Here is a 24,734-nt window from a genome sequence, read left to right as displayed (position 1 = left end):
GACCGCATACTGCGCTTTACGGCACCCCGCCGTCCTCGAGGGAAACCGCAATGGGCCTGATCAGTCTGCTCTGGGGCATCGTCGCGATGCTGTGGATGGTGCTGGCGCTGATTCCGGTGATCGGCATCACCAACTGGCTGTTGATTCCCTTCGCCGCCGTCGGCGCGCTGATCGCCGCGATCGGCATCGCTTTGACCTCGCGCGAGAAGCGCGGCCGCGCCAAGACCGGCTTGCTGCTCAACGGCTTGGTGATCGTGGTGGCCGTCGTGCGCCTGAGCATGTTCGGCGGCCTTTTATAAACCCAAGCTTCCGAAACCGGCGCGCCTAGTCGCGCCGCGTTTTTTCCGCGAAGCGACTCCCGCTGGCGATCACTCCCTCTCCCGTTTACGGGAGAGGGATGGGGAGAGGGCGCGCGGTGAAGCCGATCGCGTCAACCCCTGCATTTCCAATATCTGTCTTTACGCGCAAGAAACGATTGTTTGTCGCGATCTTGGGTAGGCGCGCGCCCTCTCCCAACCCTCTTCCGCAAGCGGGAGAGGGCTTAACCCAGCAAAAAAACGGGGTCCGGCCAAAGCCGAACCCCGTTCCCGCCGCCGCTTCCCCGGCGTCGGCGGGAAACCTCGCGACGTCCGCCTTACCAGCCGAACGCGGCGCCCGCGCCGACCGACGTATCGTCGCCGTTGAACGCGCCGCCGATGGTGATCACCGCTTTGTCCGACAGCGCGCGCTGGTAGCCCAACGCCATCGAACTCTCGCCCTTGTAACTGCCCACGCCCACCGCGAACCGGTTCGGCGCGCGCACGCCGGCCGCCGACGCCGTCATGTTCGCCATCGCCGCGCCCATCGCGCCGACTTGGCTGATGCGCTTGTCCTGGCGGTCGAAGCGGTCGTCGACTTCGGCGCGGAAATTGCCGAACTCGAGCGTCATCGAAGCGAACTTCTGGTCGGTGTAGGTGTTGGCCGAACGCAGCGTCGCCGCATCCCCGGCCTGCACTTGGCGCAGGTTGGTCGCGTCGGTCGCCGCGGTCGCGTCGGCGACGTTGGAAACGCGGGTGCCGTTGGCGCCGGCCAGGGTGAGGTGGTCCTGCGCCGCCGAGTCGTACTTCACCGCGTTCGGATCGCTCGTGCCTTGCGGGCCCTGCGGACCTTGGGGTCCCTGCGGTCCCGTCGGCCCGGTGGGACCGGTCGGTCCTTGCGGTCCCTGCGGGCCTTGCGGTCCGGCCGGGATGTTCGCGACCTGCGTGTACAGGTCGGTCAAGCTGCCGTCGACCGCCGCGAACGCCGAAGCGACGTCGTTGTAGTTCGAACCCTGGATCGCGTACGTCGGCGGCACGAACACGCCGCCGGCGAAGCTGGCGCCGCCGCCTAACGCGGTCGCGAACGGATGCAGCTGGCCGACGTTGACCGCATCGGTGTCCTGCACGCCCGCGGCGAGGTTCACCAACTGCCGTTCCGCGCCCGCGGCGCCGATCGACACGGTGTTGTCGCGATCGCCCACCGAACCGTTGCCGAGCGCCACGCTGCCGACCGCACTCACGTTCGCCCCGTTGCCGACCGCCACGCTGTCCGCGCCGCTGACCGTATTGCCGTTGCCGAGCGCCGAAGCGTTATCGCCGTCCACCGTATTGTCGCCGCCGAAGGCATTGGCGTTGGCGCCGGACGTGACGTTGTTGCGGCCGAAGGCGTTGCTGCCGTCGCCGCTGGCGTCGTTGAAATTGCCGATCGCGCTGGCGTCCGTGCCGCTGGCGGTGTTGACGAAGCCGATCGCCGTCGAAGCGTTGCCCGAGGCCACGTTCGAAGCGCCCACCGCGGTGGCATCGGTGCCGCCGGCTTGGCTGGCCACGCCGGCCGCCAGACTGCCGGCGCCGCTGGCGACCGCGTCGTCGCTGCCGTCGTTCAAGCCGTTGGCCTTGAAGTAGCGGTTGGTGCCGACCGCGGTGGCCGCAACGGCGTTCAACTGCGCGACATTGACCGCGTCGGTGTCCTGCACGCCCGCGGCGACGTTGGTGATCTGCCGCTCCGCGCCCGCGGCGCCGACCGAGATCGTGTTGGCGCGGTCGGCGACCGAGCCGTTGCCCAATGCCATGCTGTCGTCTGCGGTGGCAATGGCGGCGTCGCCGAAAGCGTAGCTGCGGGCGCCGCTGGCGGTGCTCTTGCTGCCCAGCGCGAAACTGTCTTCGCCGCTGGCGGTGTTGCTGTTGCCGAACGCCGAAGCGCCGTCGCCGTCGGCGACGTTGTCGCCGCCGAAGGCGTTGGCGTTCAGGCCCGACGCCACGTTGTTGCGGCCGAAGGCGTTGCTGCCGTCGCCGCTGGCGTCGTTGAAATTGCCGATCGCGCTGCTGTCGGTGCCGCTGGCGGTGTTGACGAAGCCGACCGCGGTCGAGCCGTCGCCGCTGGCGACGTTGGCCGCGCCGACCGCGGTGGCGTCGGCGCCGAGGGCCTGGCTCGCCACGCCCGCGGCCATGCTGCCGGTGCCGCTGGCGACGGCGTCGTCGCTGCCGTCGTTCAAACCGTTCGCCTTGAAATAGCGCGAAGCGTCGGCGGCGGCCGCGTTCAACTGATCCAGATTCACCGCATCGGTGCCGACGGTGCCTGCGGCCACGTTCGTGATCTGCCGTTCTGCGCCGACGGCGCCGACGGAAATCGCATTGCCGCGGTTGGCGACGGCACCGTTGCCGAGCGCGACGCCGCCTGCCGTGGTCGCCTGCGCGCCCGTGCCCAGCGCGACCGCGTCGGCGGCCGATGCCGTCGCGCCGCTGCCGATCGCGTTGCTGTTGCCGCCCGAAGCCGCCGCTTGATAGCCGATCGCGGTGTCGCGCGTGCCGGAAGCGTTGGCTTCGTTGCCGGCCGCGAGCGATTGCGCGCCGCCGGCATTGGCCGTATCGCCGATCGCCGCCGAAGAAACGCCCGACGCCGTGGCCGCGGAACCGGCCGCCAGCGAAAACCGGCCCTGCGCATGCGCTTGCAAGCCCAAAGCCAAGGCGCTCTCGCCGTCGCTCAAGGCGTTGAAGCCCACCGCCATCGCGCCGAACGCGGTGGCGTGGGCGAAACCGCCGACCGCCATGCTCCAGGTGCCGGTCGCGGCGGCGTCGTTGCCGATCGCGAAATCCTGTTCGCCCGAAGCGACGGTGCGCGCGCCGATGGCGAACGTTTCCGCGCCGCTGGCGCTGCTGCCGTTGCCGACCACGAACGCGCCGTCGGCGCCGGCCGTGTTGTTGCCGCCCAGCGCCATGCTGCCGACGCCGGTCGCGGTGTTGCCGTTGCCGAACGCGCTGGACAAGTCGCCGCCAGCTTGGTTGCCGGTGCCGAAGGCGTTGCTGGAGAAACCGCCGGCTTCGTTGCCCTGGCCGATCGCGTTGGCGAAATCGCCGCCGGCGATGTTGGACGCGCCGATCGCGCTGGCGCTCGCGCCGCCGGCCACGTTCAAGCTGCCGATGGCGTTGGCGTCGTCGCCGTCGGCGGTGTTGTCGCCGCCGAGCGCGTTGCTGTTGGTGCCGAAAGCGTTGTTGAGCCGGCCGATGGCGTTGCTGCCGTCGCCGCCGGCCGAGTTGAAATTGCCCACCGCGCTGCTGTCGATGCCGTCCGCGGTGTTGACGAAACCGACCGCGGTCGAGCCGCTGCCGTTGGCCACGCTCTGTGCGCCGACCGCGGTGCTGTCCGCGCCGATGGCTTGCGCGCCGACGCCCGCGGCGGTGCTGCCGGTGCCGCTGGCGACCGCATCGTCGCTGCCGTCGTTCAGGCCGTTCGCCTTGAAGTAGCGCGATGCGTCCGCCGCGGCCGCGTTCAACTGGTCGAGATTGACCGCATCGGTGCCCAGCGTGCCGGCGGCGACGTTGGCGAGCGTGCGCTCGTTGCCGGCGCTGCCGATCGAGAACTCGTTGGAACGCGTGGTCATCGAACCGGCGCCCAAGGCGACCGCGTTGGCGTCGAGTTGGCTGACGCTGGCGCCGGCGCCGATCGCCAGGCTGTTGGCGCCGCGTGCGGTCGCATTCGCGCCGAGCGCGACGCTGTTGTCGCCCTGCGCGCGGCTGCCCGTGCCGATCGCCGTACCGGCGACGCCGTCGGCGAGCGCATCGGTGCCGTAGGCGGAAGCCAGATCGTTGGCTGCGCGGCTGTTGGCGCCCGCGGCCACCGCGCCCGCGCCGCTCGCGACGGCGCCCATGCCGAACGCCGCCGCGCCATCGGCCGAGGCTTCGCTGTCCACGCCCACCGCGACGGCGCCCAGCGCCGACGCGTCCGCGCCGAAACCGGCGGCGAAGCTGCCGTCGCCGCCGGCGACCGCGCCGTTGCCGATCGCGACCGTGTCGTTGCCGATCGCCTGGCTGCCGCTGCCGGCCGCGAAACTGTTCGCGCCGACCGCCGCGTTGTTGTTGCCGACCGCGGTGGCGTTGTCGCCGTCGATCGCGTTGTCGCCGCCGAACGCGTTGCCGTTCGCGCCGAACACGTCGTTGCCGTCGCCGAACGCGTTGCTGCCGTCGCCTTCGGCGTAGTTCAAATTGCCGACCGCGCTGCTGTTGGCGCCGATGGCGGTGTTGACGTAGCCGATCGCGGAACTGAAATCGCCGGAAGCGGAGTTCAAAATGCCGCAACCGAACGCCTCGGTGCCGGATGCGGTGTCGTTGATCACGTTGCTCGTGCCGTCGTCCTGCACGCAGACGTTGCCGGCGTGCGCCGGCGCGGAAGAAGCGAGATAAAGGCAGGCTGCGATCGCCGCGGCGAGCGCAGTGTGGGTGTTGCGTGTCATTCGGATCCCCCTGGATGTCCGTGAGCGACCGGCACCGCGCGAAACGCGGAATGGGGGAGAGCGCAGCGCGCCCCCCCAGGCACCGGCCAGCCCATACCTTAGGACGGATCGGCTCGGTTTGGAACGGGGGTCACAAAAATTTCTTGATGGGATTCTTCTGAAATACGGAGGCCGGTCGCGGTTCTCAGGCCCGCGCGATTCCATGTGCGTTCGCAGCAATTCCCGGCCGTATCGCCCAACCGGCGCCGACACTTAGCCCGTATACCGCAAGCTCGGCCTGCGGTTCGTTGACGCGCCGCGCGCCCGTTTCCATCGCCGTTCCATCCGCGTGCGAACGCTTCGGCGCGATCGCGCGTCCGCCGCGCGCGCCGCGAACGCGAGCGCGCACGCACTTGTTTTTCACGCGAACCCCATTGCAGACTCGGGTGCGAAGCCTGCGCACGTTCCCGTCCGCGAACTTCGTCGCTGTCCGTCGCCGCACTCGCGTCGCGCCGGGCAAACGTCATCACATCAATCGGGGGATTCACCTTATGAGGATGCGTTCAATCGCAAGCCGGGCTTTGCTGCCCGGTTTGATCATCGGCACCTGTTTCGCGGCGAATGCCGCGGAGGCGCCGAACAATGCCAAGGAAGTACGGCTGACGCCGTTCGTGTTGGGCGCGGCGAGTTCCAAGGCCAAGCCGCACGTGTCGCCGAAGAACGAGCAGCAGGCGCTGGCGACCAAGCGCTACGTCGAGAACGGCATCATCTCGATGGAATTGCCCGAAGACCGCACCGTGTACCTGGTGCAGGTGCGCAACCCCGATGGCAGTGCGCGCATCGTCGAAGAAATGGCCGGCGCGCCCGAATCCAAGGCCCCGGCGGCGACGGAGGCGAAGGAATGACCATGAAGAAGACCCTGCTCGCTTCCTTGCTCGCGCTGGCCTGCTTCGGCGCGGCCCAAGCCGCGGAAATCGTTCCGGTCAACGCCGATCCGGCCAACCAAGGCTTGAACGATCCGACGCCGCTCGCCCCGGCCGGCGGCAACCCCGGCACCACCATCGGCGAACAGCGCCGCATCGTCTACCAATACGCCGCCGACATGTGGGGCGCGGTGCTGGAAAGCCCGGCGCAGATCCGCGTGCAAGCGAGCTTCGCGCCGCTGCAGTGCATCCCGACCCGCCAAGTGCTGGGTTCGGCGCGCGCCAATCCGCTCTACATCCTGTCCGGCGACGGTTTGCCGCAGACGATCTTCCACGGCGCGCTCGCCGATGCGCTGATCGGACGCGACCTCGACGAAGGCACGGCGAACGCCGGCCGCGTCGACATCATCAGCCAGTTCAACTCGTCCTGGGGCAAGACCAATCCGGACGGCACGCCTTGCGGCGGCGCGGGTTCGGGCTGGTATTACGGCTTGGACGGCAACACGCCGGCCGGCTTGACCAGCTTCCTCGACACCGTGATGCACGAAATCGCGCACGGCTTGGGTTTCTCGGGCTTCGGCAACGTCAGCACCGGCGCGCCGCTGGCCGGCCTGCCCGACATCTTCTCGATGTTCGCCTACGACAACGTCTCGCACAAAGGCTGGTACGAGATGGACGACGCCGGCCGCCGCGCCGCGCTGATCGGCAACAACGTCGTGTTCCAAGGCCCGACGACCACCGCCGAAGTGCCGCTGGTGCTGGACGAGAAGATCGCGCTGCGCATGAGCGGCGCGCTGACCGCGAACTACGACTACAGCACCGCCGCCTTCGGCCCGGTCCCCAGCGCCGCGAACTTCTCCGGCTCGCTGGTCCTGGCCAACGACGGCGCCGGCCCGGACACCGCGGACGCCTGCGAGCCGCTGCCGGCCGGCAGCCTGACCGGCAAGATCGCCTTCATCAACCGCGGCGGCCCGCCGGCGCCGGCGCCGTCCTGCGGCTTCGAGCTGAAGACGGTCAATGCGCAGAACGCGGGCGCCATCGCCGTGATCATCGGCAACGTCGCCACTTCGGCCAATCCGAACGCGCCGTTGACGATGGCCGACGATCCGACGCTCACCGCCACCATCCCGGCGGCGCATCTGATCCTCAACGACGCGAACGCGGTGCGCGCCGCGCTGGGCGGCGGCGCCGTCACGGCGGCGATCGGACCGGTGCCGGGCGTGCTCGCGGGCGCCGACGTGGCGGGCTATGCGCGCCTGTACGTGCCGGCGACGCTGACGCCGGGTTCCACCTTCTCGCACTTCGACGTCTCCGCGACGCCGAACACGTTGATGGAACCGGCGATCAACGACAGCCTCGCGGCCAATGCGTTCCTCGACCTGACTCCGGCGCTGTTCACCGACGAAGGTTGGACGCTGAATCCGGGCAACGGCAAGATCGGCGACTGCGACACCGGCATCGACGCGGTCGAACCGGGCGGCATGGCGATCGGCGCGGGCATGCAGGCTTTCGCCCGCGTGTGCTTGAACAACGCCGGCGGCAGCCGCGCCAACTACCTGCGCTGTGTGACCGACCAGGCGACCAAGCTGAAGAACGCCGGGCTGATCAACACCACCCAGTTCTCCAAGGTCCGCACCTGCGCGTCGAAAGTGACGCCGTAACAGAAACGATACGTTTTTCGCACCAGAACCGGCGCCTCGCGGCGCCGGTTTTTTTTCGGGCGGCGATAGCAAGATGCATGCCCGCCGGCCCGCGCGAAGGCGAAAAACCAACGACGGTGCGATGCAGCATCGCGCGGCGCGTGCGTCGCCTCCGCAAGACGGCGGCGCCATTCCGGTTCCGCGCCTGGAATCCCTTGTTTTTCACGCGAAACGGGGAGCACACTCGGCCCGCGAGCTATCGCAACCCCCTGCCTTGCGCTATGTCGCCGCGCTTCGCTCCGCGATGCGCGAACCTCAATCCACCCCCGGGGACATCCAACATGAGGACGACCACGATCGCAAGCTGCGTCTTGCCAGGTTTGTTGCTTGGCATTTGCTTCGCAGCCTCCGCAGCACAACGCTCCACCGCCGTCGTCGACGCCAAGAGCGGCAAGCTATTGCGCGCGCCGACCGCGGAAGAACGCCGCGACATGGCGCAAGCCGTCGCGGCCAGGCAGAGCACGTTGAAGCAGCCGCGCACCGCCGCCGAGGCGCAGCGCACCTTGAAGGGCACGCCGAACGGCGATGGCAGCACGATCCAAGTGCCGACCGAACTGTGGACCACGTTGTCGGCAACCACCGACGCGCAAGGCAAAGTCAGCATTCGCGAACACGACGGCGAGCAGGCGCCGGCCACGACCGACGGAGGGCTCGAGAAATGAAAACTTCCGTTCTCGCATTGACCGCTGCGGTCACCCTCGCGCTGTCGGCGATGTGCGCCAACGCCGGCGAAATCATTCCGGTCGTCACCGACGATCCGGGCGAAGGCTATAACGATCCAACCGCGGTCGCGCCGGTCGGCGGCAACCCCGGCACGACCCGCGGCGAACAGCGCCGCATCGTCGCCCAATTCGCGGCCGATCTGTGGGGCGCGGTGCTGCAGAGCGACGTGCCGGTGTACGTCGGCGCGCAGTTCAATCCGCTGGGCCCGAACGTGCTCGGCTCGGCCGGCGCCACGTTCGTGTTCTCCGATTTCGCGCCCGGCATCCAGGCCGACACGTGGTACAGCTCGGCGCTGGCCGACGCCATCGCCGGCAGCGATCTCAACCCGGGCTTCACCGACATCGGTTCGCAGTTCAGCTCGGACTTCACGTTCTACTACGGCCTGGACGGCAACACGCCCGCCGGGCAGGTGAACTTCCTGGATGTGGTGATGCACGAGTTCGGTCACGGCCTCGGCTTCCAGAACTTCGAGAACGAAGCCGCCGGCACCTTCCTCAGCGGCCGCAAGGACATCTATTCGGTCTTCACTTACGACAACACCGCGGCCAAGTTCTGGCCCGCGATGACCATCGCCGAACGCCAGGCGTCCGCGCTCAACTACGGCAAGGTCGTGTTCACCGGCGCCAGCGCATCGGCCGGCGCGCAGGCGATCTTGGGCGACCGCACGGCGTTCAAGGTCACCGCACCGGCGTCGATCGCCGGCGAGTACGAATACGGCACGGCCGGTTTCGGCGCGCCGATCTCGCCCGCGAACTTCAACGGCACGGTGGTGATCGCCACCGACGCCGCGGACGCTTCCGGTCCTTCCACCACCGACGGATGCAGCCCGATCACCAACGGCGCCGCCGTGGCCGGCAAGATCGCGTTGATGGACCGCGGCACCTGCGGTTTCGTGATCAAGGTGAAGAACGCGCAGAACGCCGGCGCGATCGGCGCGATCATCGCCGACAACGCCCCCGGCACGCCGCCGCCGGGTTTGGGCGGCGCCGATCCGACCATCACCATCCCGTCGATCCGGGTGACGCTGGCCGACGGCAACACCATCAAGGGCAAGCTGCCGGGCGTGACGGTCGGGCTGACGGTCGATCCGACCAAGCTGCAAGGCGCCGACGATGCGGGCCGGCCGCGTTTGTTCATGCCCAATCCGGTGCAAGGCGGTTCGTCCGGCTCGCACTACGATACGGCCACGTTCCCCAACACGCTGATGGAGCCGGCGATCAACTCGGACCTGCTGTCGACCCTCGACATCGACATCACGCCCAACCTGCTGAAGGACACCGGTTGGACGCTCAATCCGGGCGGCGGCAAAATCGGCGACTGCGACACCGGCGTTCCCGCGGTGACCAACGTCGGCATCATCGTCGGCGCGCACATCCAGGCCTACAACAACGTCTGCCTGACCGGCGCCGGCAACAGCCGCGCGAAGTACATGCGCTGCATGAACGACCATATCCAGTCGCTCTACGCGGACGGGCTGATCACCCGCAACCAGCAAGTCTCCGCGCGCACCTGCGTGGCGAGGTTCCTGCAGCCGTAGGCTCAGGTCTCTTCGCGTTTTCGGCCGGCGCCCTCGCGGCGCCGGTTTTTTTTCGCGGTCCGGGCGACCGGCGTATCATGTCGCCCATGAGCTACCCCCTGACCCGCATGCGGCGGATGCGCCGCGACGATTTCTCGCGCCGCCTGATGCGCGAGCACGTGCTGACCGCGAACGACCTGATCTATCCGGTGTTCGTGCACGAATTGGACGGCCGCGAAGCGGTGCCGTCGATGCCCGGCGTCTCGCGCGTGAGCGTGGACGAGTTGCTGCGCGTGGCCGAGCAAGCCAGCGAGCTGCGCATTCCGGCCTTGGCCTTGTTCCCGGTCACCGCGCCGGAAGCCAAGTCGCTGGACGCCGCCGCGGCCTGGGCCGACGACGGCCTGGTGCAGCGCGCGGTGCGCGCGCTGAAGGCGCGCTTCCCGCAGCTGGGCGTGATCACCGACGTGGCGCTGGATCCCTACACCTCGCACGGCCAGGACGGTCTGGTCGACGACACCGGTTACGTGATCAACGACGAGACCGTGGAAGCGCTGGTCCAGCAGGCCTTGTCGCACGCCGCCGCCGGCGCCGACGTGGTCGCGCCCAGCGACATGATGGACGGCCGCATCGGCGCGATCCGGATGGCGCTGGAAGAAGCCGGCCACGTCCACACGCGCATCCTCGCCTACGCGGCGAAGTACGCGAGCAGTTTCTACGGCCCGTTCCGCGACGCGGTGGGCAGCGCGGGCGCGCTGGGCAAGGGCAACAAGTACAACTACCAGATGGATCCGGCCAACTCCGACGAAGCGCTGCGCGAAGTCGCGCTGGACCTGGACGAAGGCGCGGACATGGTGATGGTGAAACCCGGCATGCCCTACTTGGACATCGTGCGCCGGGTGAAGGACGAATTCGGCGTGCCGACGTTCGCTTATCAAGTAAGCGGCGAATACGCGATGCTGAAGGCCGCCTACGCCAACGGCTGGCTGGACGAACGCGCCTGCACCTTGGAAGCGCTGACCGCGTTCAAGCGCGCCGGCGCGGACGGCGTGCTGACTTATTTCGCGTTGGATGCGGCGCGGTGGTTGAAGGAAGCGAACTGAGTCCCGCGATTCGGCCCGCCGAAATCGGCGACGCCGCCGAAATCGCGCGTTTGTCGGCGCAGTTGGGCTATCCCGCGCCGCTCGATGCCTTCGAAGCGCGTTTGCGCAAGCTGCTGCAGTCTTCGCAGCACGCGGTCTTCGTAGCCGAAGCCGGCGAAGGCCGCCTCGGCGGCTTCATCGCCGTCGAACATCGCTTGATCATCGAATACGGCGAACGCGCGGAGATCGCCGCGCTGGTCGTCGATGCGGAAACGCGCCGCGGCGGCGTCGGCCGCACCCTGGTGGCCGCCGCGGAGCGATGGGCAGCCGAGACGGGCCTGCACGATATCGTGGTGCGCTCGAACGCGGTTCGCGCCGAATCGCATCCGTTCTATGAGAGCCAGGGTTATGGGCGGACCAAGACGCAGCATGTTTATCGCAAGCCGCTGTAGTTGTCACGGCTGCCTGTAGGCTGGGTTGGCTTCATCAACCCAGCTCCTTCACGCCTAGTCTGGCGCACCCCAATTCTCCGGATACAACCCTCGCCGCACCCATTGGCCGAATGAGGAATAGGGCCACAACCTCGGTGCCGACACGTAGCCATGCTTGACTGGATTGAAGTGGATGTAATCGGCATGCCGGCGGTAATCCTCCGTATCGCGGACGACATGCTCCCAATATCGTCGCTGCCAAAGGCCTCGTTCCTTCTTCCGAAGCCGGCTCTCGCTTCGCCGCTCGGCGCCTTCGATGCGCCGTGAGAATCTCGATTTGATCAGCCGCCAACGGGTGGGGAAATCGTCGTCTCCCGGAGGCAGCCCCCAGAGGCAATGCAGGTGATCGGGAAGAACGACGATGGCCGGCATTGCGAATGGCCGTTCACGAATCGTAGCGATGAAAGCCGCGCGCAAGGCGGAAACCCTGTCGATCAATAGCGTGTTGCCCTTACGCTCGGCAAGGTTGACCGTAAAGAAATAGCAGCCGCCCGCTATGCGAGCGCGTAAATAAGTCCGCATACGCGAAGCATGCGAAAAGCCGCTTGATCGAGGGATCAGGAGAATTTGAAAGGGTTGTCAGGCAGCCGTGGAGCTGGGTTGATGAAGCTAACCCAGCCTACGGTCCTTCTTAATGCAGATAAGTTCGACCCTTATAAGTCCAATATTTCAAACTTGGCTTTTAGTTGATCTAATTTGTATGTAATACGCTCGATTGATTCAGGGTTAACTGAAATTTCGATTTGCTCACAAGAAACTATTTTGTCGACCATCTCCTTCGCATCAAATAGAGAGCTACCTAGCTCTTCTCGCAAGAGCTTAGTCATCTCAACCTTATTGAAGCCAGGCTCCCACCCATAGATTCTGATAGTTTTCATTGATTTACATTCACCTTAATATCAATGGGAACTTTACCCGGATTCGCACCAGTAGTTCTGACACACACCCTTGATCACGACTGATTCGGCCCCTTGTAATTCACCCAAAGCTCTCGCCAGTTGACGAAGCTCCCTAATTGAGCTGGTTCCTTTGCCCAATCCATCTACATGGGCGCCATTTAATATGAGCTTACTTCCTTCTTTAACCACACTAGCGACAACCGTAATACTCCCTTTAGCTCCCTGACCTACGATTTCGACAACACCCCGATCATTTTCTAGAATTCTAACTACATACGGATTTCTGGAAAGAAGAGTAGCGCCAGCAGCTGCTGTCCCGGTCACGCCGGATGCTTCAGCAGCAACATTGGTTACTGTGGCCGCAGCAGCAGGATATGCAGCGGCAGCCAGATAGGCTTCAGCGGCAATAGGCGCTGCAAGAATGCCTCCTAACGCATACCCTAACGGCTTATGTAACCAATCTTTTGGGCTTTTAACCGGAAGCTTTCCACCTGACCCTCTTTCATAGGCCATTTCCCTCGTTTCACGTCCATCCGGATCCGTAAAGCGATATGGATTGTTATTGGCATACCAATACCGATTGAAGTTCCCACCGGTATTGGCATCCGCGGTCACCGGATCCATGCTCAAGAACCGCCCGATGGTGGGGTCGTAATACCGCTGCTGCATATACGTCAGACCCGTCGCAGCGTCTTGGTAGTGCCCCGTGTAGCCCGGTCCATTCGTCAGCGGCCGGTTGTTCAACCGCCCGTACGGGTCGTACTCGCTGCGCTGGATCACCGCCCCGGCCGCATCCGTCTCCGCCACTGGCGTGCCCAAGGCGTCGGTGTGCTGGTACTTCACCGTCGTCGCGCCGGTGGCCGACCACACCGTCTCGCGCTTGGCCAGCAGGCTGCCGGACAGGTACACGTACTCGTTGCGCAACACGGTGCTCGTGTTCTCGTCGTAGAACAGCTGCCCCGCTTGGCTGTACTGGGACACCGTCACCGTGCCGCTGGTGGGTTGCCACGCCGTCACCCGGCGGCCCAGGCCGTCGTAGCGATAGCCTTCCTTGTTGGTCACCTCGCGCAGCCGGTTGCCGTAGTCGAAGACGTAGGCCTGGCCGTTCTTGTTGGCGAGGTTGCCGCGCTCGTCGTAGCCCAGGCCCACCACGCTGGCCCCGCTGGTGCACGGGCCGGACTTCAGGTTAGTGAGCTGCTGGCGCGCGTCGTAGCAGTAGTAGCGATCGATCCCGCCCGGGCTTTGCACCCGGGTCAGGTTGTCCAGCGCGTCGTAGTCGTAGGTGAATTGGCAACCGGCGCCGAAGCTGCACGATTGCGCGGTCTTCAGACGGCTCAAACCGTCGTAGGTCATCGTGCGGCTGTAGTTGGCGCCGCGGTTCAGATCCTGGATCTGGGTGACGTTGCCGCTGTTGTCGTAGCTGTATTGGTGGCTGAGCACACCGCCCGAGTCGATGCTCACCAGCGGCAGCTGGCGCGCGTTCTGCGTCAGCGTGTGAATGAGGCCGTTGTCCTGAACATAGCTGGGTTGATGAAGCTAACCCAGCCTACGGTCCTTCCGCCCCAGCTATCTGCAGCTCCGAATAAATTGCTTCAGGTGATCAAACCACAGCAACCGCCATAACGAACAAGGCCCGCTCGTTAACGTTATTTCAACTCCATTCCCGTAGAACAGCTGCCGCGCCTAAAAAGGTTGTCGTCTTTTCGAAGATCGTGCGGACTGGCGTTATAGAGAACATGCCCTTGGTAGTTGAGCATATTTCATCCAAACGTTCTGCGTTGACCTGCCAGTTTTCCGGTGCGTCGAAGAAGCGTAATAGCCATAACTTTGGTGCGATTTCTTCGGCCTCGACGGCGGCTTTTTTCAGTTCGCCTAGAAGCACTCCATGCTGATCAGCCAAGCTCTGTGGGATTAATGTCAGCCAATACAGCCCTGGGATATAGCGCCGCCAGTCGCGACCCACCCATGCTTCGTGTATACCGTATTCCGCATTCTTAATCAGTCGATTTCGATGCTTCCGCTCCGCACTATCGGCAGCGTAGGCGAAGGATGCCCCTACTGGCCCAAGGTGTCGAAGCAATATGGATGCCTCTTCCGCGTTTATGCCATCGGCGTCAACCGTGAATTCGCCAGATTTATTTATTCTGAAGCTGTAGACAGTATTTTCTAAGTAAAGGAAGAACCCAGAAGCAGCTTTTCGCAAGAAGGCGTGGAAGCGCTTCTCATCGGCCACCATATCCTTATCATTCTTAATCCCCTCGCTGTAACCAAATTGCTGCGGCTTTAAATGCGCCGGCAATTGCATTAGCGCCTTGATCACTGCATCAAGGTGCTCGCCAGGGAAATGGAAGCTTAATTCAGTCAATTCTGCGGCCCTAAATCCGTCCTGCGAATGATTTGATCATAAGCCTTTTCGCAGTTTCCACTAACACAGGTTTTTGCACCAGTTACTAGAACCGAGGTCTGACCTGCCTCCTTTGCAGCCTGAGTTTCGATTCTGGCTTGACGAGTTAGGCTAACCTTTGCTGCATCCTTAACTTCAACAGAGAGCGTTGACGTCAGGCCATCAGGAATTGCGTTACCTTCTGCTGTCGAGACTTTTGTGGTGTTTTTAGTCAAGCCCATTTCGCTAAGAACACGTGCTTCTGAAGCACGTCCGCGCGCCCCATTGGCTTGCACCCTAGCAGCCTGCATCTGCCTCGCATTCTGCATAGCAACCCCGGCGACCTCCATTTCCATCGCCGCCGTCCGCGGGTTGCGTGTCACGCTGTAAGCATTCATCAAAATGCCGGCGTTGTAGACCATTTCCGTGCCGGCCGGAGAATTAAAGAAGGCTTTAATTTTGTCCCATGCCTGCCAGTAGGCCATTGCCTGCGGATCGCGACCATCCGGATCAATAAACCGGTACGGATTGTTATTTGCATACCAATACCGATTGAAGTTCCCACCGGTATTGGCATCCGCGGTCACCGGATCCATGCTCAAGAACCGCCCGATGGTGGGGTCGTAATACCGCTGCTGCATATACGTCAGACCCGTCGCAGCGTCTTGGTAGTGCCCCGTGTAGCCCGGTCCATTCGTCAGCGGCCGGTTGTTCAACCGCCCGTACGGGTCGTACTCGCTGCGCTGGATCACGGCTCCGGCCGCGTTCGTCTCGGCCACCGGCGTGCCCAACGCATCGGTGTGCTGGTACTTCACCGCGACCACACCGGTCGCCCAGACGATCTCGTGCTTGGCCAGCAAACTGCCGGCCAGGTAGATGTATTCGTTGCGCAAGCCGCTTTGCGTGTTTTCGTCGTAGAACAGTTGGCCCGCCTGGCTGTATTGCGACAGGGTCACGCTACTGTCGGTGGGATGCCACGCCAGTACCCGGCGGCCTTGGGCGTCGTAGCGGTAGTCTTCCTTGCCCACTACTTGACGCAGCCGATTACCGAAATCGAAGGCGTAAGCTTGTCCGTTCTTGTTGTTTAGATTGCCGCGGTCGTCGTAGCCCAGGCCCACCACGCTGGCCCCGCTGGTGCATGGGCCGCTCTTGATATTGGTCAGCTGCTGACGCGCGTCGTAGCAGTAGTAGCGATCGCTGCCGTCTGCGCCCTGCACTCGGGTCAGGTTGTCGAGCGTGTCGTAGTCGTAATAGAACCAACAGGTAGTCGTGTTGAAGCTGCAAGAACCGGCGGACTTGAGTCGGTTCAGGCCGTCGTAGGTCATCCAGCGGCTGTAGTGGCTGCCGCGGTTCAGATCCTCGATCTGGGTGACGTTGCCGTTGTAGTCGTAGCTGTATTGATGGCTAAGCACCCCGCCCGTGTCGGTGCTCACTTGTGGCAACTGGCGCGCGTTCTGGGTCAGCGTGTGGGTGAGGCCATTGCCGTAAGTGAACTGCTGGATCCCGCCGTTGGGGTAATAGCTGATGCCGCTCGCGTAGATCTGCGCCCCGCTGCTGACTTGGGTGGCTTGGCCCAACGCATTGAGCGTATACGACACCGCCAAACCCGTCGGATAAGTCTGCGTAGCCAGGTTTCCGTAAATGTCGTAGGCGTAACCGAGCGACCAGTTGTACCAGCCAGGCTGGCCCGTCTGTTCGCCGACCAGCAACCGACGCTTGTTGTATTGGTAGGAATTCGTGACGGTATTGACGCCGCCATCGTTCCAGGTAGTGACCTGATCGGGCAAGCCATCTGGCGTGTAGGTCCAGTGCTGGTTGCCGTTGCCGTCCCGGAAGCTGATGTCGGTGAGTCGGTTGCGCGCGTCGTACAGGCGATCGACGCGTCGCGTGGCGACCTCGCTATGGGTGGGCGTGTATTCGCAGGGCGAGTAAGGGGACCAAGGTAAGGCTGTGGCGGACCAGGTCAGATTGCCCGCATCGTCGTAGCCGAAGGCAGTGGTGCTGGTCTCCACCTCGGATTGTTTACACAGGCGCTGATGCGCATCATAGGCGTAATAGCGCGCGCTCCATTGCGAATTGTCCAAATTGTGCCGCACCAGCGCTTCTGGTTTGCCGAATACGTCGCGATAAATATGGGTAAGCGCACCCTCGGCCAGGGCGATGCCGGTCGGCCAGTCCGTCGAGGGCTGGTCGTAGGCCATGTAATAGGTAGTCGTCGGTTGACCGCGCGCATCGGTGATTCGCGTGGCGAAACCGCTCAGATATTCCTGTGTAGTCGTGAGCAAGCCGTGTTCGGAGTTCTGCTGCATCTGGGTCGGACGGCCTAGAGCGTCGTAGGTCGTCCAGGTGCCCAAAGCATTGGGCGCGACGCTCGGATTTGCCCAAGTGTTGTAGACCGCAGGATCCGAGTTGCGTTGCGGATAAGAGGCATAGGTTACCCGGCCGCTGCTGTCGTAACGGGTAACCGTCTGGGTGATGGTGTTCCAGGTATTGCCAATGTCGTACGTCTCCTGCACCACCGGCCGCCACAGCGCGTCGTAGAAAGTCACCTTGCGTGCGTTTCCCGTGCTCTCGTACCGGCGCCAATGATTGGCCGCCAACCCGTATACCGGACTTGCCGAGGGCGCGAAACTTATCGTCGTCTGCAGCCAATTATCTTGGTTGCACTCCCAGGCCTGCACTTCCGATGGATAGGTGATGCGGTTCACCCGCCCCATCGCGTCGTAGCCGTAACAGGTCTTAGCGTTGCTTTCGTCCTGGACCCAATCGATCTGGCCCAAATCGTTGACCTGCGCCCACTTTGCGGAGTTGTCGGCGAAGGTGATCGTCTGCGGAATACCCCGCTTCCAATTGGAAAGCGTAGTGGTGTGGTTGTTGCCGTCGGTCACCGACGCCAAGGTGCCGTCGGCGTTGTAAACGAGGTATTGTTGCGCCTTGCCGAAGGCCCAGGTGCGTTGCGGCAAGGCCGTGGCGGGCCAGTAGTCGGTCTGCGACTCGACCAGGCCGGTATTACTATTGGTGGACGAAGTCGCCTGGCCCAGCACCCACAGCGTCGTGTCGTCGAGATAGGACGTCGTGTCGGTGCGCGAGTAACCCAGCGAGCTGGATCGCGACACGCTCAAAGGCTTGGCCCAGTTGTCGTAAGTGTTGGCCTCCCACACGAACGAAACGCCCTGTTGGGTGATCGTCTTGCGCTTGACCGGCGTCCAGCGCAGATTCACTTCGTCGTTGCCGGTGGGATCGGAGAAAGTGCCGATCTTCAGCGGCCAAGGGTACGGATTCGCCGCGTTCGACGGCGTCGTCGCGTAGGTGTAATCGACCGCGCGCAGCAAGGCATTGTTAGTGGCGTAGGTTTCCTCGCGCACCAGTTTGTTCTCGGTCTGGTCCCAGCGGTTGCTGAACACACTCACCGTGCGCTCGCCGCCGGGCTCGGTGACCTGCGTCCACACCGTGCTGGCGCAACTGGTGGGCGTGGGGCAATCGTTCTGCCAGCTGGCGTTGTGCGGCGAATAGGCGTAGTTCCACGTCTGCGTGGGCAAACCGGGTCCGCTCACCGTTTTGGTGGTCAGCGCATAGCCGATCCACAGCTTGGGAATGCGTGAGAAACCGGGATCCCCGTCGTAAATCGTCGGCGTCTTGCCGCAGGTCTTGAAGGTGTAGGAGCGCCCGAAGAAACGCCGGTCGAGATGGAAGGCCGCGGTGGCGCCGGACGGCGCGCGCACCGACACGTCGCGCGATCCGCTCACCGGATAAACCGTGCCCTGCGAGCAGCCTGCGAATTCGTAAGGCGAGGTGGCCGGCAACCAGAAATCGCCCGAGTAACCCCAATACGATCCGTCGGGCTGCGTCACCTGCATGCTGTAGCTGCCGCTTGGACCATAGGTCCAGACCTGAGTGTTCGGCGACGTGCCCACCGTGACGGTGGCCGAATTGCCCTGCCACGCGAAAGTCACGCTGCGGCCGTCGCTGGCGGTGATGGCGGCCAGCTTGGAACCGTTGTAACTGTAATTGACCCAATTGCCGAATCGGTCTTCGATGCGCGTGACGAGCATCGAGGCGCTCCGGCGCGGCAGGCTGTAATTCAAGTCGTAGCCTTTGGGCGGCTGATTTTCGAAGACCTGGATCAGGTCCTCATATCCGGCATAGGTGAGGTGGTTCAACCAGTATTTCGTGCCGTCCGGTGAGATCGCCAGAAAAGCTTCGCCGGGTTCGCCGTTGGCGGTCGTCGGCAAACAATCGATGACCCAGTTCTCGGCGGTGCCGATCTTATGCTGCGCCTGCGCCGGCATTCCTGTCGTGCGCGGGAACACCGCTTGTTCGTTGCCGTTGTCGTCGACCAGCTGGTAGCCGAACCACCACTCGTACCAAAGGAACTGGACCGTCGTTCCAGGATATTCCACGTGAGGAGGCGGTGCGAAATTCGTGCACCGGGCGTTCTTGTCCGTGCCGGGGACCTGCCAGCCGATGGGGCTTCCCGCCGACAAAGGCTTGACCCTGATCGCGGGCAGCGGATCGGCCGTGATCGTCTTCAAGCGCGGGATATCGAACTCCCAACCCGAAACCGCATTGCCCGAACTGGTTCGCGTGCCGTAGCCGTCTTCCAATTGCGCGCTGCGGACGATGCGGATCGTGGGGCCGGTGCCGGGCAGCTCGATGTCGACGTTGCGGAAACTCAAAGTGCCCGCGCGCAAGCTGACTTGTTCGCCGAAGCTGCCGACCGGGTCGATCGTCTGCGCTTTCGTCAAACCGGTTTTGTACAGTTGTTCCGGTTCGACGTAGGCGGAAGCCAAAGTCGAAGCCGTCAAGCCCGCCGCCAATAAAGCAGCGCAACGCATCGTGCGCGAATGCAACATGATTTGATCGCCCCTGTATCCACCCGCCACGAGCAGCGGCCGTTTGTTCATGTCAGGCACGACGTTTTCCGGCGTGGCCGCGCTCGTTGCCGCGACAGCCCTTCTCGCATGAAGGGCTCTTCCCCATGGCCTATAGGATAGGGGATTGCTGTCTCAAATCCCGAAACTCGCTATTTAAGCCTCTCTATCTTTTTCTTTAGAGAGACGCGCTAACAGCCTGATTAGCCAGCCGCAGCCGGTTGCCCACCTCCAATAGGTCTGCACTCCGTTCTTGTTGGCCAGGTTGCCGCGTTCGTTGCCCGAGTCGGTGCTGGTCTACGGCAACTGGGTTCGCGCTCTGCGCCATCGAGTGGACGATGCCTTTGCCGTAGTGAGTTGCTGGATACACGTTGGGGCGGTTTAGGCCAGATCGGATGGACGCTCGGTGAGCAGAGAATTTTCACCAGAACGGGATCTGAAGCCGCGCACCCACCGCTCTACGGTGTAGTAACTGACGGCAGCGCATGCCAAAGAAACCATTCCACCAAGCGTCGCGACGGTTTCCCAAGAATATCCCTGGTCCATGATCCAGACCATGATCGGGAAGTGCCATAGATACCAGCCGTACGACAAACGTCCCAGCCAAGCCAGCAACGAGATGCCCAGCCAAGTCGGCGGCGATAGGATGAGCAGCGCTGAAGACGCTTCGACAAGCGGAAAAGATATAAGGATCGAATGAGTATCGCGGGCAGGGAATGCATAGACCGTTAGCGCAATCCCCATAAGGCCGATCCAGCCGAGCCATTTGGGTATCTCTGGCCTCATCCTGCCGATCAAGCAGCCGAGGATGAGGCCCGTGGCATGCGTGTCGAACGAAAAATGGAGGGGGAGGTCCGTGCGGATGCCGCTCTGCATCATGCGCCAGGCGTGGGCAACGACATAAAGCGCCGCCAGCAGCAAGATCGCATGCTTGCGCTGGAATCGATTCAGCAAAAGCAGCAATAGCGGCCAAACAAGATAGAACTGCTCTTCTACCGCCAGACTCCACGTGTGTTGAAGCTGGCGAATCGGAGCGTCGAAAGCCCAGGCATAATCGGTAAGGTAGAGGCCTGCGATCAGCGATGCCTTAAAATGCGTGTCGAACGACTGGTCGGGCCACGCTGCCGTGCATACCGCCAGATAGACGGCTAGCACCATCAACAGCACGGGGTATAACCGCCAAAGCCGGCGCACCCAGAATCGACGCAGATCGATCTTTCCGGTTTGGTCCAATTCGACGCACAAGAGCCGGGTGATCAGGTATCCCGACAGCACGAAGAAAACATCGACGCCGAAATAACCGCCAGCGAATCCAGGCGTGTAAGCGTGCAAAAGCACGACCAGAATGATCGCGATGGCCCGAATTCCATCCAGGGCGGGTTCGTAGGCTAGCCGGCGGTTCCCCATGGATTAATCTTACGCCGGCTGAGCAGGCAGTTCAGTAAGAAGCGTCTCATTTCTCAAGCAGGTTTCACCGATACCGAAACCTCACCGCGAGGGCTGCGACTGAGCTTATGCGGAGGCAAGTCGCGTATCGCTCCATCGGGCCTCACTCGCGATCCGTTAGTCACCTTGCACGCAACCTATAACGCGACGGGCGCCAGCATCGAAGAACGGGCCAATGCCTACAAGAAATGGTTATACGCTGGAATCCCGGACGAAGAATTACAATCCCTGCGTCTGTACATGACCCAAGAACGCGCTCTTGGCAGCTCACGATTTCAGGCCATGGTCGAGAAGACTTTAAATCGCAGCGTAATTTATCAAAGCCGTGGGCGGCCGCGGGATCGAACTTAATTACCTCCGTCCCCTTAACTGGCCTTCGTAAAGTGAGGCTGGGGGTGCCCTGCCTACTTACGACTCTTGAATCACGCTTGACTGAGAACCTGGGTGCTTTGTTTAAACACCACCGTGCCGTTGGAGATCGAACTTAACTACCTCCGTCCCCTTAACTCGTCAGAGCTGTAGGCTGGGTTGGCTTCATCAACCCAGCTCCCTTGCAAGTCTATTCTGGCGCACCCCAGCTCTCCGGATATATTTCTTGCCGTACCCATTGCCGAAACGAAGAATGGGGCCACAGCCTCGGCGCCGATACGTAGCCATGCTTGACCGGATTGAAGTGGATGTAATCGGCATGCCGGCGGTAATCCTCCGTATCGCGGATGACGTGCTCCCAATATCGCCGTTGCCAAAGCCCCCTTTCCTTCTTCATGCGTCGGCTCTCGCTTCGCCGCTCGGCGCCTTCGATGCGCCGCGAAAACCTCGACTTGATCAGCCGCCAACGGGTGGGGAAATCGTCGTCCCCTACAGGTAGCTCCCAAAGGCAATGCAGATGATCGGGAAGAACGACGATGGCTGGCATTGCGAATGGCCGTTCTCGGATCGTAGCGGCGAAAGCTGCGCGCAAGGCAGAAACCCTGTCGATCAACAGCGTGTTGCCCTTACGCTCGGCAAGGTTGACCGTAAAGAAATAGCAGCCGCCCGTTACGCGAGCGCGTAAATAAGTTCGCATACGCGAAGCATGCGAAAAACCGCTTGACTCAGGGATCAGGGGGAATCTGAAAGAGTTGTCAGGCAGCTGTGGAGCTGGGTTGATGAAGCTAACCCCAGCCTACGGCCCTGGGCGTCAGCGGCAATGCGCTGTTGTTCGACAAGGACGAACGCGGGCCGGGCGACGATTTGCGGCTGCACTTCGAAGCGGTGGCCCGCATGTCGCCGGAAGAGCAGCAAGTCGTGCGTTCGCTACTGGAAGGCATGATCTTGAAGCACGACGCTCGACGCTTTCAGAGCGAGCGATAAGCCACAGCAATCGCCAGAACGAACAAGGCCCGCTCGCGGGGCCTTGTCATGTCATTGGGTCTGGCGACCGATCTATGGTTTCTTTTCTTGTCGTTGAAGAGCCGGCCACACGCTTTCGCCAATGGTTGGTCCGTCACAGTCGGCGGTTTGACAGGCCCGAACAAGCGTCAGCTTTGCGGAGAACGCCGATTTTCGCGCATCTTCATGTACGGGCGGCGAGAGTAGATTTAGATCGCATGACCCATCTGAGCGAAGACGCACCGTAACGCTGTTCCATGTGCGGTCTTTCCATTGATACGCATCGTCCGTTTTCATCAACTGGACAACATCGGAGATCCCTGTACGACAACCACGTGGCTCCAAGATAACTGCGGGGTGCTCCTTCCAATAACCCCCCGATATGGTCCACGCGCTCAGATTGGAGTTGAAGATTGGCTCGTGCTGAATCGTTACATCGTCGCGATAGATGCACCATGCAGCCTGTCGGATTTCGCAGACCCTGGGCGGAGCCGTTTGAGATCGCACTGCATATGACTGGCATGCCATCACGCAAATGGCCATAGCGATAAAAGCCAAGAACGTAGGATATTTCATGTCAACAACCCCCCGATACGGCTTCTACACCAGGCTCACAAGTATTGGTATTCGTCGGCGCGGTAATAATTTCCCGGAGTGACTGGGAATTCGCCGCACCCCCCAAGTCTTGCATAGCGTTGTTTCCAGGGCCAGCTGTAGTAACCGTTGACCCGTTAGCCGCAACGCCACCCAGGTACTGATCGCCAGCACCTGCCACATGCCCGAACTCATGGCTGACCACACCAGCACCGGTTGCAGCGCCAATTGTGACCAGGTTGCCGCCGATGGCGTTCGTCTCTTCACGATTCGACTGAGTTACGCCTACCGTCGTTGGAACAACGGTTATTTCCGTTGCGGCATTCGCGTCTTGAATCGCTGAAGCGGTGACTTGCACTTGCTGGCCATTCACTTCAACCGTTCCCGAAAAGTCGCTCGCAAATCTCGACTCCATATCTGCTGTCGCTGTTGCTGGCGTCGCTTGCGCGCTATTCACGCGGTACGTCACGAGCAGTTCTACCTGATTAGGAGCCAACCAAGTTAGCTTGGCTTCCCGGCCATCTAGGTCTCGGAACTTGTATGGATTGTTATTGGCATACCAATACCGATTGAAGTTGCCACCCACGTTGTCCGCCGCAACCGGATCCACACTCAAAAACCGTCCGCCGATCTTGGGATCCATATATCGCTGCTGCATATAGCTTAGCCCCGTAGCCGCATCGCTCACATGCCCGGTATACCCCGGCCCGTCCTTTAGCGGCCGGTTCAGCAGGTAGCCGTAAGGCTCGTACTCGCTGCGCTCGATGACCGCGCCCGTCGCGTCGGTCACCGCCACCGGCGATCCCAACGCGTCGGTGTGCTGGTACTTCACCGTCACCACGCCCGTGCCCAGCGCCTGCTCGCGCAGCGCCACCAGGCTACCGGCCAAGTACAGCGACTGGGTCTGGGTGCCGTTGCGCTCGTTGTACTGCTGCATCAACGGCCCGGCCTGGCTGTACTGCGACAGGATGCCGCCCTGGACCGGATGCCAGGCCTCCACCCGCCGGCCCCGGCCGTCGTAGCGGTAGTACTCCAACCCGGTGGCCTCGCGCAGCCGGTTGCCGTAGTCGAACTTGAAAACCTGGCCGTTCTTGTTGGCGACGTTGCCCTGCACGTCGTAGCCCAGGCCCACCACGCTGGCACCGTTGCAACCGCCGGTCTTCACGTTGGTCAGGCGGTTGGCTTCGTCGAAGCAGTAGTAGTGGTCGCGCGCGGCGCTGCCGCCGATGTTGACCCGGATGAGGTTGTCCAGCGGGTCGTAGGTGTAGCTGGCGTTGCCGAACATCGGCGAGACCGCGCCGATCAGCCGGTCCAGGCCGTCGTAGCTCATCGTGCGGTTGCCGCGATGGGAGCCGATCCCATCACTGATGGCCGCCACGTTGCCGTTGGCATCGTAGTCGTAGCCGTCGTTGAGCACCGCGCTGGCGCCGCAGCTGGCGCTGAAGTCGCAACTGGTGTCCGGCAGGCCGCGCACGTTCTGGGTCAGCGTATGGACGATGCCGTTGCCGTAGGTGAACTGCTGCAGCGCACCGTTGAGGTAGAACTTAATTACCTCCGTCCCCTTTAACTCCGCTGTGGGGCTGGGTTGATGAAGCTAACCCAGCCTACGGTCCTTAATTACCCCGCCCCCTTTAACCCTCTGCGCGCGGAAGGCGGACTGAAGCCCGCCTTCTGGATAGAAACTGGATAAGCAACCCAGCTTACAGTCCTAATTAATTAAGAATATATGCGCAAGATACGCCCTGTCGCGATTATCTTTCCTTCCCATAGAGAAATAGCTTTGTCCACGAATAATTTAGGCAGCACTAAATCCGCGTTCATAAATTTGACGTCGATAACGTACCGCTCGCCCAGCAGGATCTCGTCACCTTTCAGCAATAAACGGCAGTCGTATCCTTCTTCATCAATAAGCATAGGGCAGCTATACGTTTGCGCCTTTATGGATTTTGTTCGCCCCCCTTCATCAGGAGTCTTAAAGCGAACTTCGATTGCAACATCAGGGTTCATAAAATGAG

17 protein-coding genes are annotated in these 24,734 nt (G+C 62.6%); 8 read left to right on the top strand and 9 right to left on the bottom strand.

Annotation, left to right across the window (positions count from 1 at the left end):
- Window positions 1-50: 50 nt before the first annotated feature.
- Window positions 51-299, top strand: a complete 249-nt coding sequence (locus FCE95_RS09510; RefSeq protein WP_137266790.1) for a hypothetical protein — start codon at window positions 51-53, stop codon at window positions 297-299.
- 335 nt (window positions 300-634) lie between these two features.
- Here the strand turns inward: FCE95_RS09510 and FCE95_RS09505 are convergent, their stop codons facing one another.
- Window positions 635-4,744 (bottom strand): hypothetical protein, encoded by a 4,110-nt coding sequence (locus FCE95_RS09505; protein WP_189644714.1) that lies wholly within the window; start codon window positions 4,742-4,744, stop codon window positions 635-637.
- Window positions 4,745-5,280: 536 nt separating this feature from the next.
- On the opposite strand from FCE95_RS09505, the gene FCE95_RS09500 reads away from it, so the two are divergent.
- The 6 genes from FCE95_RS09500 to FCE95_RS09480 all read left to right on the top strand — a co-directional run bounded on the left by FCE95_RS09500 (window position 5,281) and on the right by FCE95_RS09480 (window position 11,116).
- Complete coding sequence (locus FCE95_RS09500) at window positions 5,281-5,628, top strand: hypothetical protein (RefSeq protein WP_137266788.1); 348 nt, start codon at window positions 5,281-5,283, stop codon at window positions 5,626-5,628.
- A 2-nt stretch (window positions 5,629-5,630) separates the two neighbouring features.
- On the top strand, window positions 5,631-7,307 hold the full coding sequence (locus tag FCE95_RS09495; protein ID WP_189644713.1) for a PA domain-containing protein: 1,677 nt from the start codon (window positions 5,631-5,633) through the stop codon (window positions 7,305-7,307).
- Window positions 7,308-7,627: 320 nt separating this feature from the next.
- Window positions 7,628-8,008, top strand: a complete 381-nt coding sequence (locus FCE95_RS17115) for a hypothetical protein (protein ID WP_189644712.1) — start codon at window positions 7,628-7,630, stop codon at window positions 8,006-8,008.
- Window positions 8,005-9,606: a PA domain-containing protein gene (locus FCE95_RS09490; RefSeq protein ID WP_189644711.1), complete on the top strand. Its 1,602-nt coding sequence runs from the start codon at window positions 8,005-8,007 to the stop codon at window positions 9,604-9,606. Before FCE95_RS17115 ends, FCE95_RS09490 begins: the two co-directional genes overlap by 4 nt.
- 86 nt (window positions 9,607-9,692) lie before the next feature.
- Window positions 9,693-10,685 carry a porphobilinogen synthase gene (hemB, locus tag FCE95_RS09485; protein WP_137266785.1) on the top strand — a complete coding sequence of 331 codons (993 nt, stop codon included), beginning with the start codon at window positions 9,693-9,695 and terminating at the stop codon, window positions 10,683-10,685.
- Window positions 10,664-11,116, top strand: coding sequence for a GNAT family N-acetyltransferase (locus tag FCE95_RS09480; protein ID WP_223266843.1), 453 nt, complete (start codon window positions 10,664-10,666; stop codon window positions 11,114-11,116). The genes hemB and FCE95_RS09480 overlap by 22 nt, the downstream gene beginning before the upstream one ends.
- A gap of 54 nt (window positions 11,117-11,170) precedes the next feature.
- On the opposite strand, the gene FCE95_RS09475 is transcribed toward FCE95_RS09480, so the two are convergent.
- The 6 genes from FCE95_RS09475 to FCE95_RS09445 form a co-directional block, all read right to left on the bottom strand.
- Complete coding sequence (locus FCE95_RS09475) at window positions 11,171-11,677, bottom strand: REP-associated tyrosine transposase (RefSeq protein WP_137266784.1); 507 nt, start codon at window positions 11,675-11,677, stop codon at window positions 11,171-11,173.
- A 389-nt stretch (window positions 11,678-12,066) separates the two neighbouring features.
- Window positions 12,067-13,515 carry an RHS repeat-associated core domain-containing protein gene (locus FCE95_RS09465; RefSeq protein WP_223266842.1) on the bottom strand — a complete coding sequence of 483 codons (1,449 nt, stop codon included), beginning with the start codon at window positions 13,513-13,515 and terminating at the stop codon, window positions 12,067-12,069.
- Window positions 13,516-13,705: 190 nt separating this feature from the next.
- Entirely contained in the window at window positions 13,706-14,419 is a 714-nt protein-coding gene (locus FCE95_RS09460; RefSeq protein ID WP_137266782.1) for a hypothetical protein, read from the bottom strand.
- Window positions 14,416-19,290: an RHS repeat-associated core domain-containing protein gene (locus FCE95_RS09455; RefSeq protein WP_189644710.1), complete on the bottom strand. Its 4,875-nt coding sequence runs from the start codon at window positions 19,288-19,290 to the stop codon at window positions 14,416-14,418. The genes FCE95_RS09460 and FCE95_RS09455 overlap by 4 nt, the downstream gene beginning before the upstream one ends.
- Before the next feature lie 399 nt (window positions 19,291-19,689).
- Window positions 19,690-20,715, bottom strand: a complete 1,026-nt coding sequence (locus tag FCE95_RS09450; RefSeq protein ID WP_137266780.1) for an acyltransferase family protein — start codon at window positions 20,713-20,715, stop codon at window positions 19,690-19,692.
- A 598-nt stretch (window positions 20,716-21,313) separates the two neighbouring features.
- Window positions 21,314-21,820, bottom strand: coding sequence for an REP-associated tyrosine transposase (locus FCE95_RS09445; protein WP_137266779.1), 507 nt, complete (start codon window positions 21,818-21,820; stop codon window positions 21,314-21,316).
- Between the two features lie 131 nt (window positions 21,821-21,951).
- On the opposite strand from FCE95_RS09445, the gene FCE95_RS17110 reads away from it, so the two are divergent.
- Window positions 21,952-22,107: a hypothetical protein gene (locus FCE95_RS17110; protein ID WP_189644709.1), complete on the top strand. Its 156-nt coding sequence runs from the start codon at window positions 21,952-21,954 to the stop codon at window positions 22,105-22,107.
- Between the two features lie 595 nt (window positions 22,108-22,702).
- Here the strand turns inward: FCE95_RS17110 and FCE95_RS09440 are convergent.
- Window positions 22,703-24,136 carry an RHS repeat domain-containing protein gene (locus FCE95_RS09440; RefSeq protein WP_223266841.1) on the bottom strand — a complete coding sequence of 478 codons (1,434 nt, stop codon included), beginning with the start codon at window positions 24,134-24,136 and terminating at the stop codon, window positions 22,703-22,705.
- Between the two features lie 299 nt (window positions 24,137-24,435).
- Window positions 24,436-24,726 carry a hypothetical protein gene (locus FCE95_RS09435; protein ID WP_137266778.1) on the bottom strand — a complete coding sequence of 97 codons (291 nt, stop codon included), beginning with the start codon at window positions 24,724-24,726 and terminating at the stop codon, window positions 24,436-24,438.
- Between the last annotated feature and the right edge of the window lie 8 nt (window positions 24,727-24,734).

Source organism: Luteimonas gilva (assembly GCF_005239095.1).
In the GTDB taxonomy this organism is placed as follows: Bacteria; Pseudomonadota; Gammaproteobacteria; order Xanthomonadales; family Xanthomonadaceae; genus Luteimonas_C; species Luteimonas_C gilva.
Note: the sequence above shows the minus strand (reverse complement) of the source record. Positions and strands in the feature narration are given on the sequence as shown.

Excerpts from the sequence above, each read along its gene's own strand:
- FCE95_RS09435 (WP_137266778.1), bottom strand. The coding sequence starts at position 24,726 with ATGAACCCTGATGTTGCAATCGAAGTTCGCTTTAAGACTCCTGATGAA.
- FCE95_RS09450 (WP_137266780.1), bottom strand. The coding sequence starts at position 20,715 with ATGGGGAACCGCCGGCTAGCCTACGAACCCGCCCTGGATGGAATTCGG.
- FCE95_RS09500 (WP_137266788.1), top strand. The coding sequence starts at position 5,281 with ATGCGTTCAATCGCAAGCCGGGCTTTGCTGCCCGGTTTGATCATCGGC.
- FCE95_RS09455 (WP_189644710.1), bottom strand. The coding sequence starts at position 19,290 with ATGTTGCATTCGCGCACGATGCGTTGCGCTGCTTTATTGGCGGCGGGC.
- FCE95_RS17115 (WP_189644712.1), top strand. The coding sequence starts at position 7,628 with ATGAGGACGACCACGATCGCAAGCTGCGTCTTGCCAGGTTTGTTGCTT.
- FCE95_RS09445 (WP_137266779.1), bottom strand. The coding sequence starts at position 21,820 with ATGCGAACTTATTTACGCGCTCGCGTAACGGGCGGCTGCTATTTCTTT.
- FCE95_RS09490 (WP_189644711.1), top strand. The coding sequence starts at position 8,005 with ATGAAAACTTCCGTTCTCGCATTGACCGCTGCGGTCACCCTCGCGCTG.
- FCE95_RS09475 (WP_137266784.1), bottom strand. The coding sequence starts at position 11,677 with ATGCGGACTTATTTACGCGCTCGCATAGCGGGCGGCTGCTATTTCTTT.
- FCE95_RS09505 (WP_189644714.1), bottom strand. The coding sequence starts at position 4,744 with ATGACACGCAACACCCACACTGCGCTCGCCGCGGCGATCGCAGCCTGC.
- FCE95_RS09510 (WP_137266790.1), top strand. The coding sequence starts at position 51 with ATGGGCCTGATCAGTCTGCTCTGGGGCATCGTCGCGATGCTGTGGATG.
- FCE95_RS09495 (WP_189644713.1), top strand. The coding sequence starts at position 5,631 with ATGAAGAAGACCCTGCTCGCTTCCTTGCTCGCGCTGGCCTGCTTCGGC.
- hemB (WP_137266785.1), top strand. The coding sequence starts at position 9,693 with ATGAGCTACCCCCTGACCCGCATGCGGCGGATGCGCCGCGACGATTTC.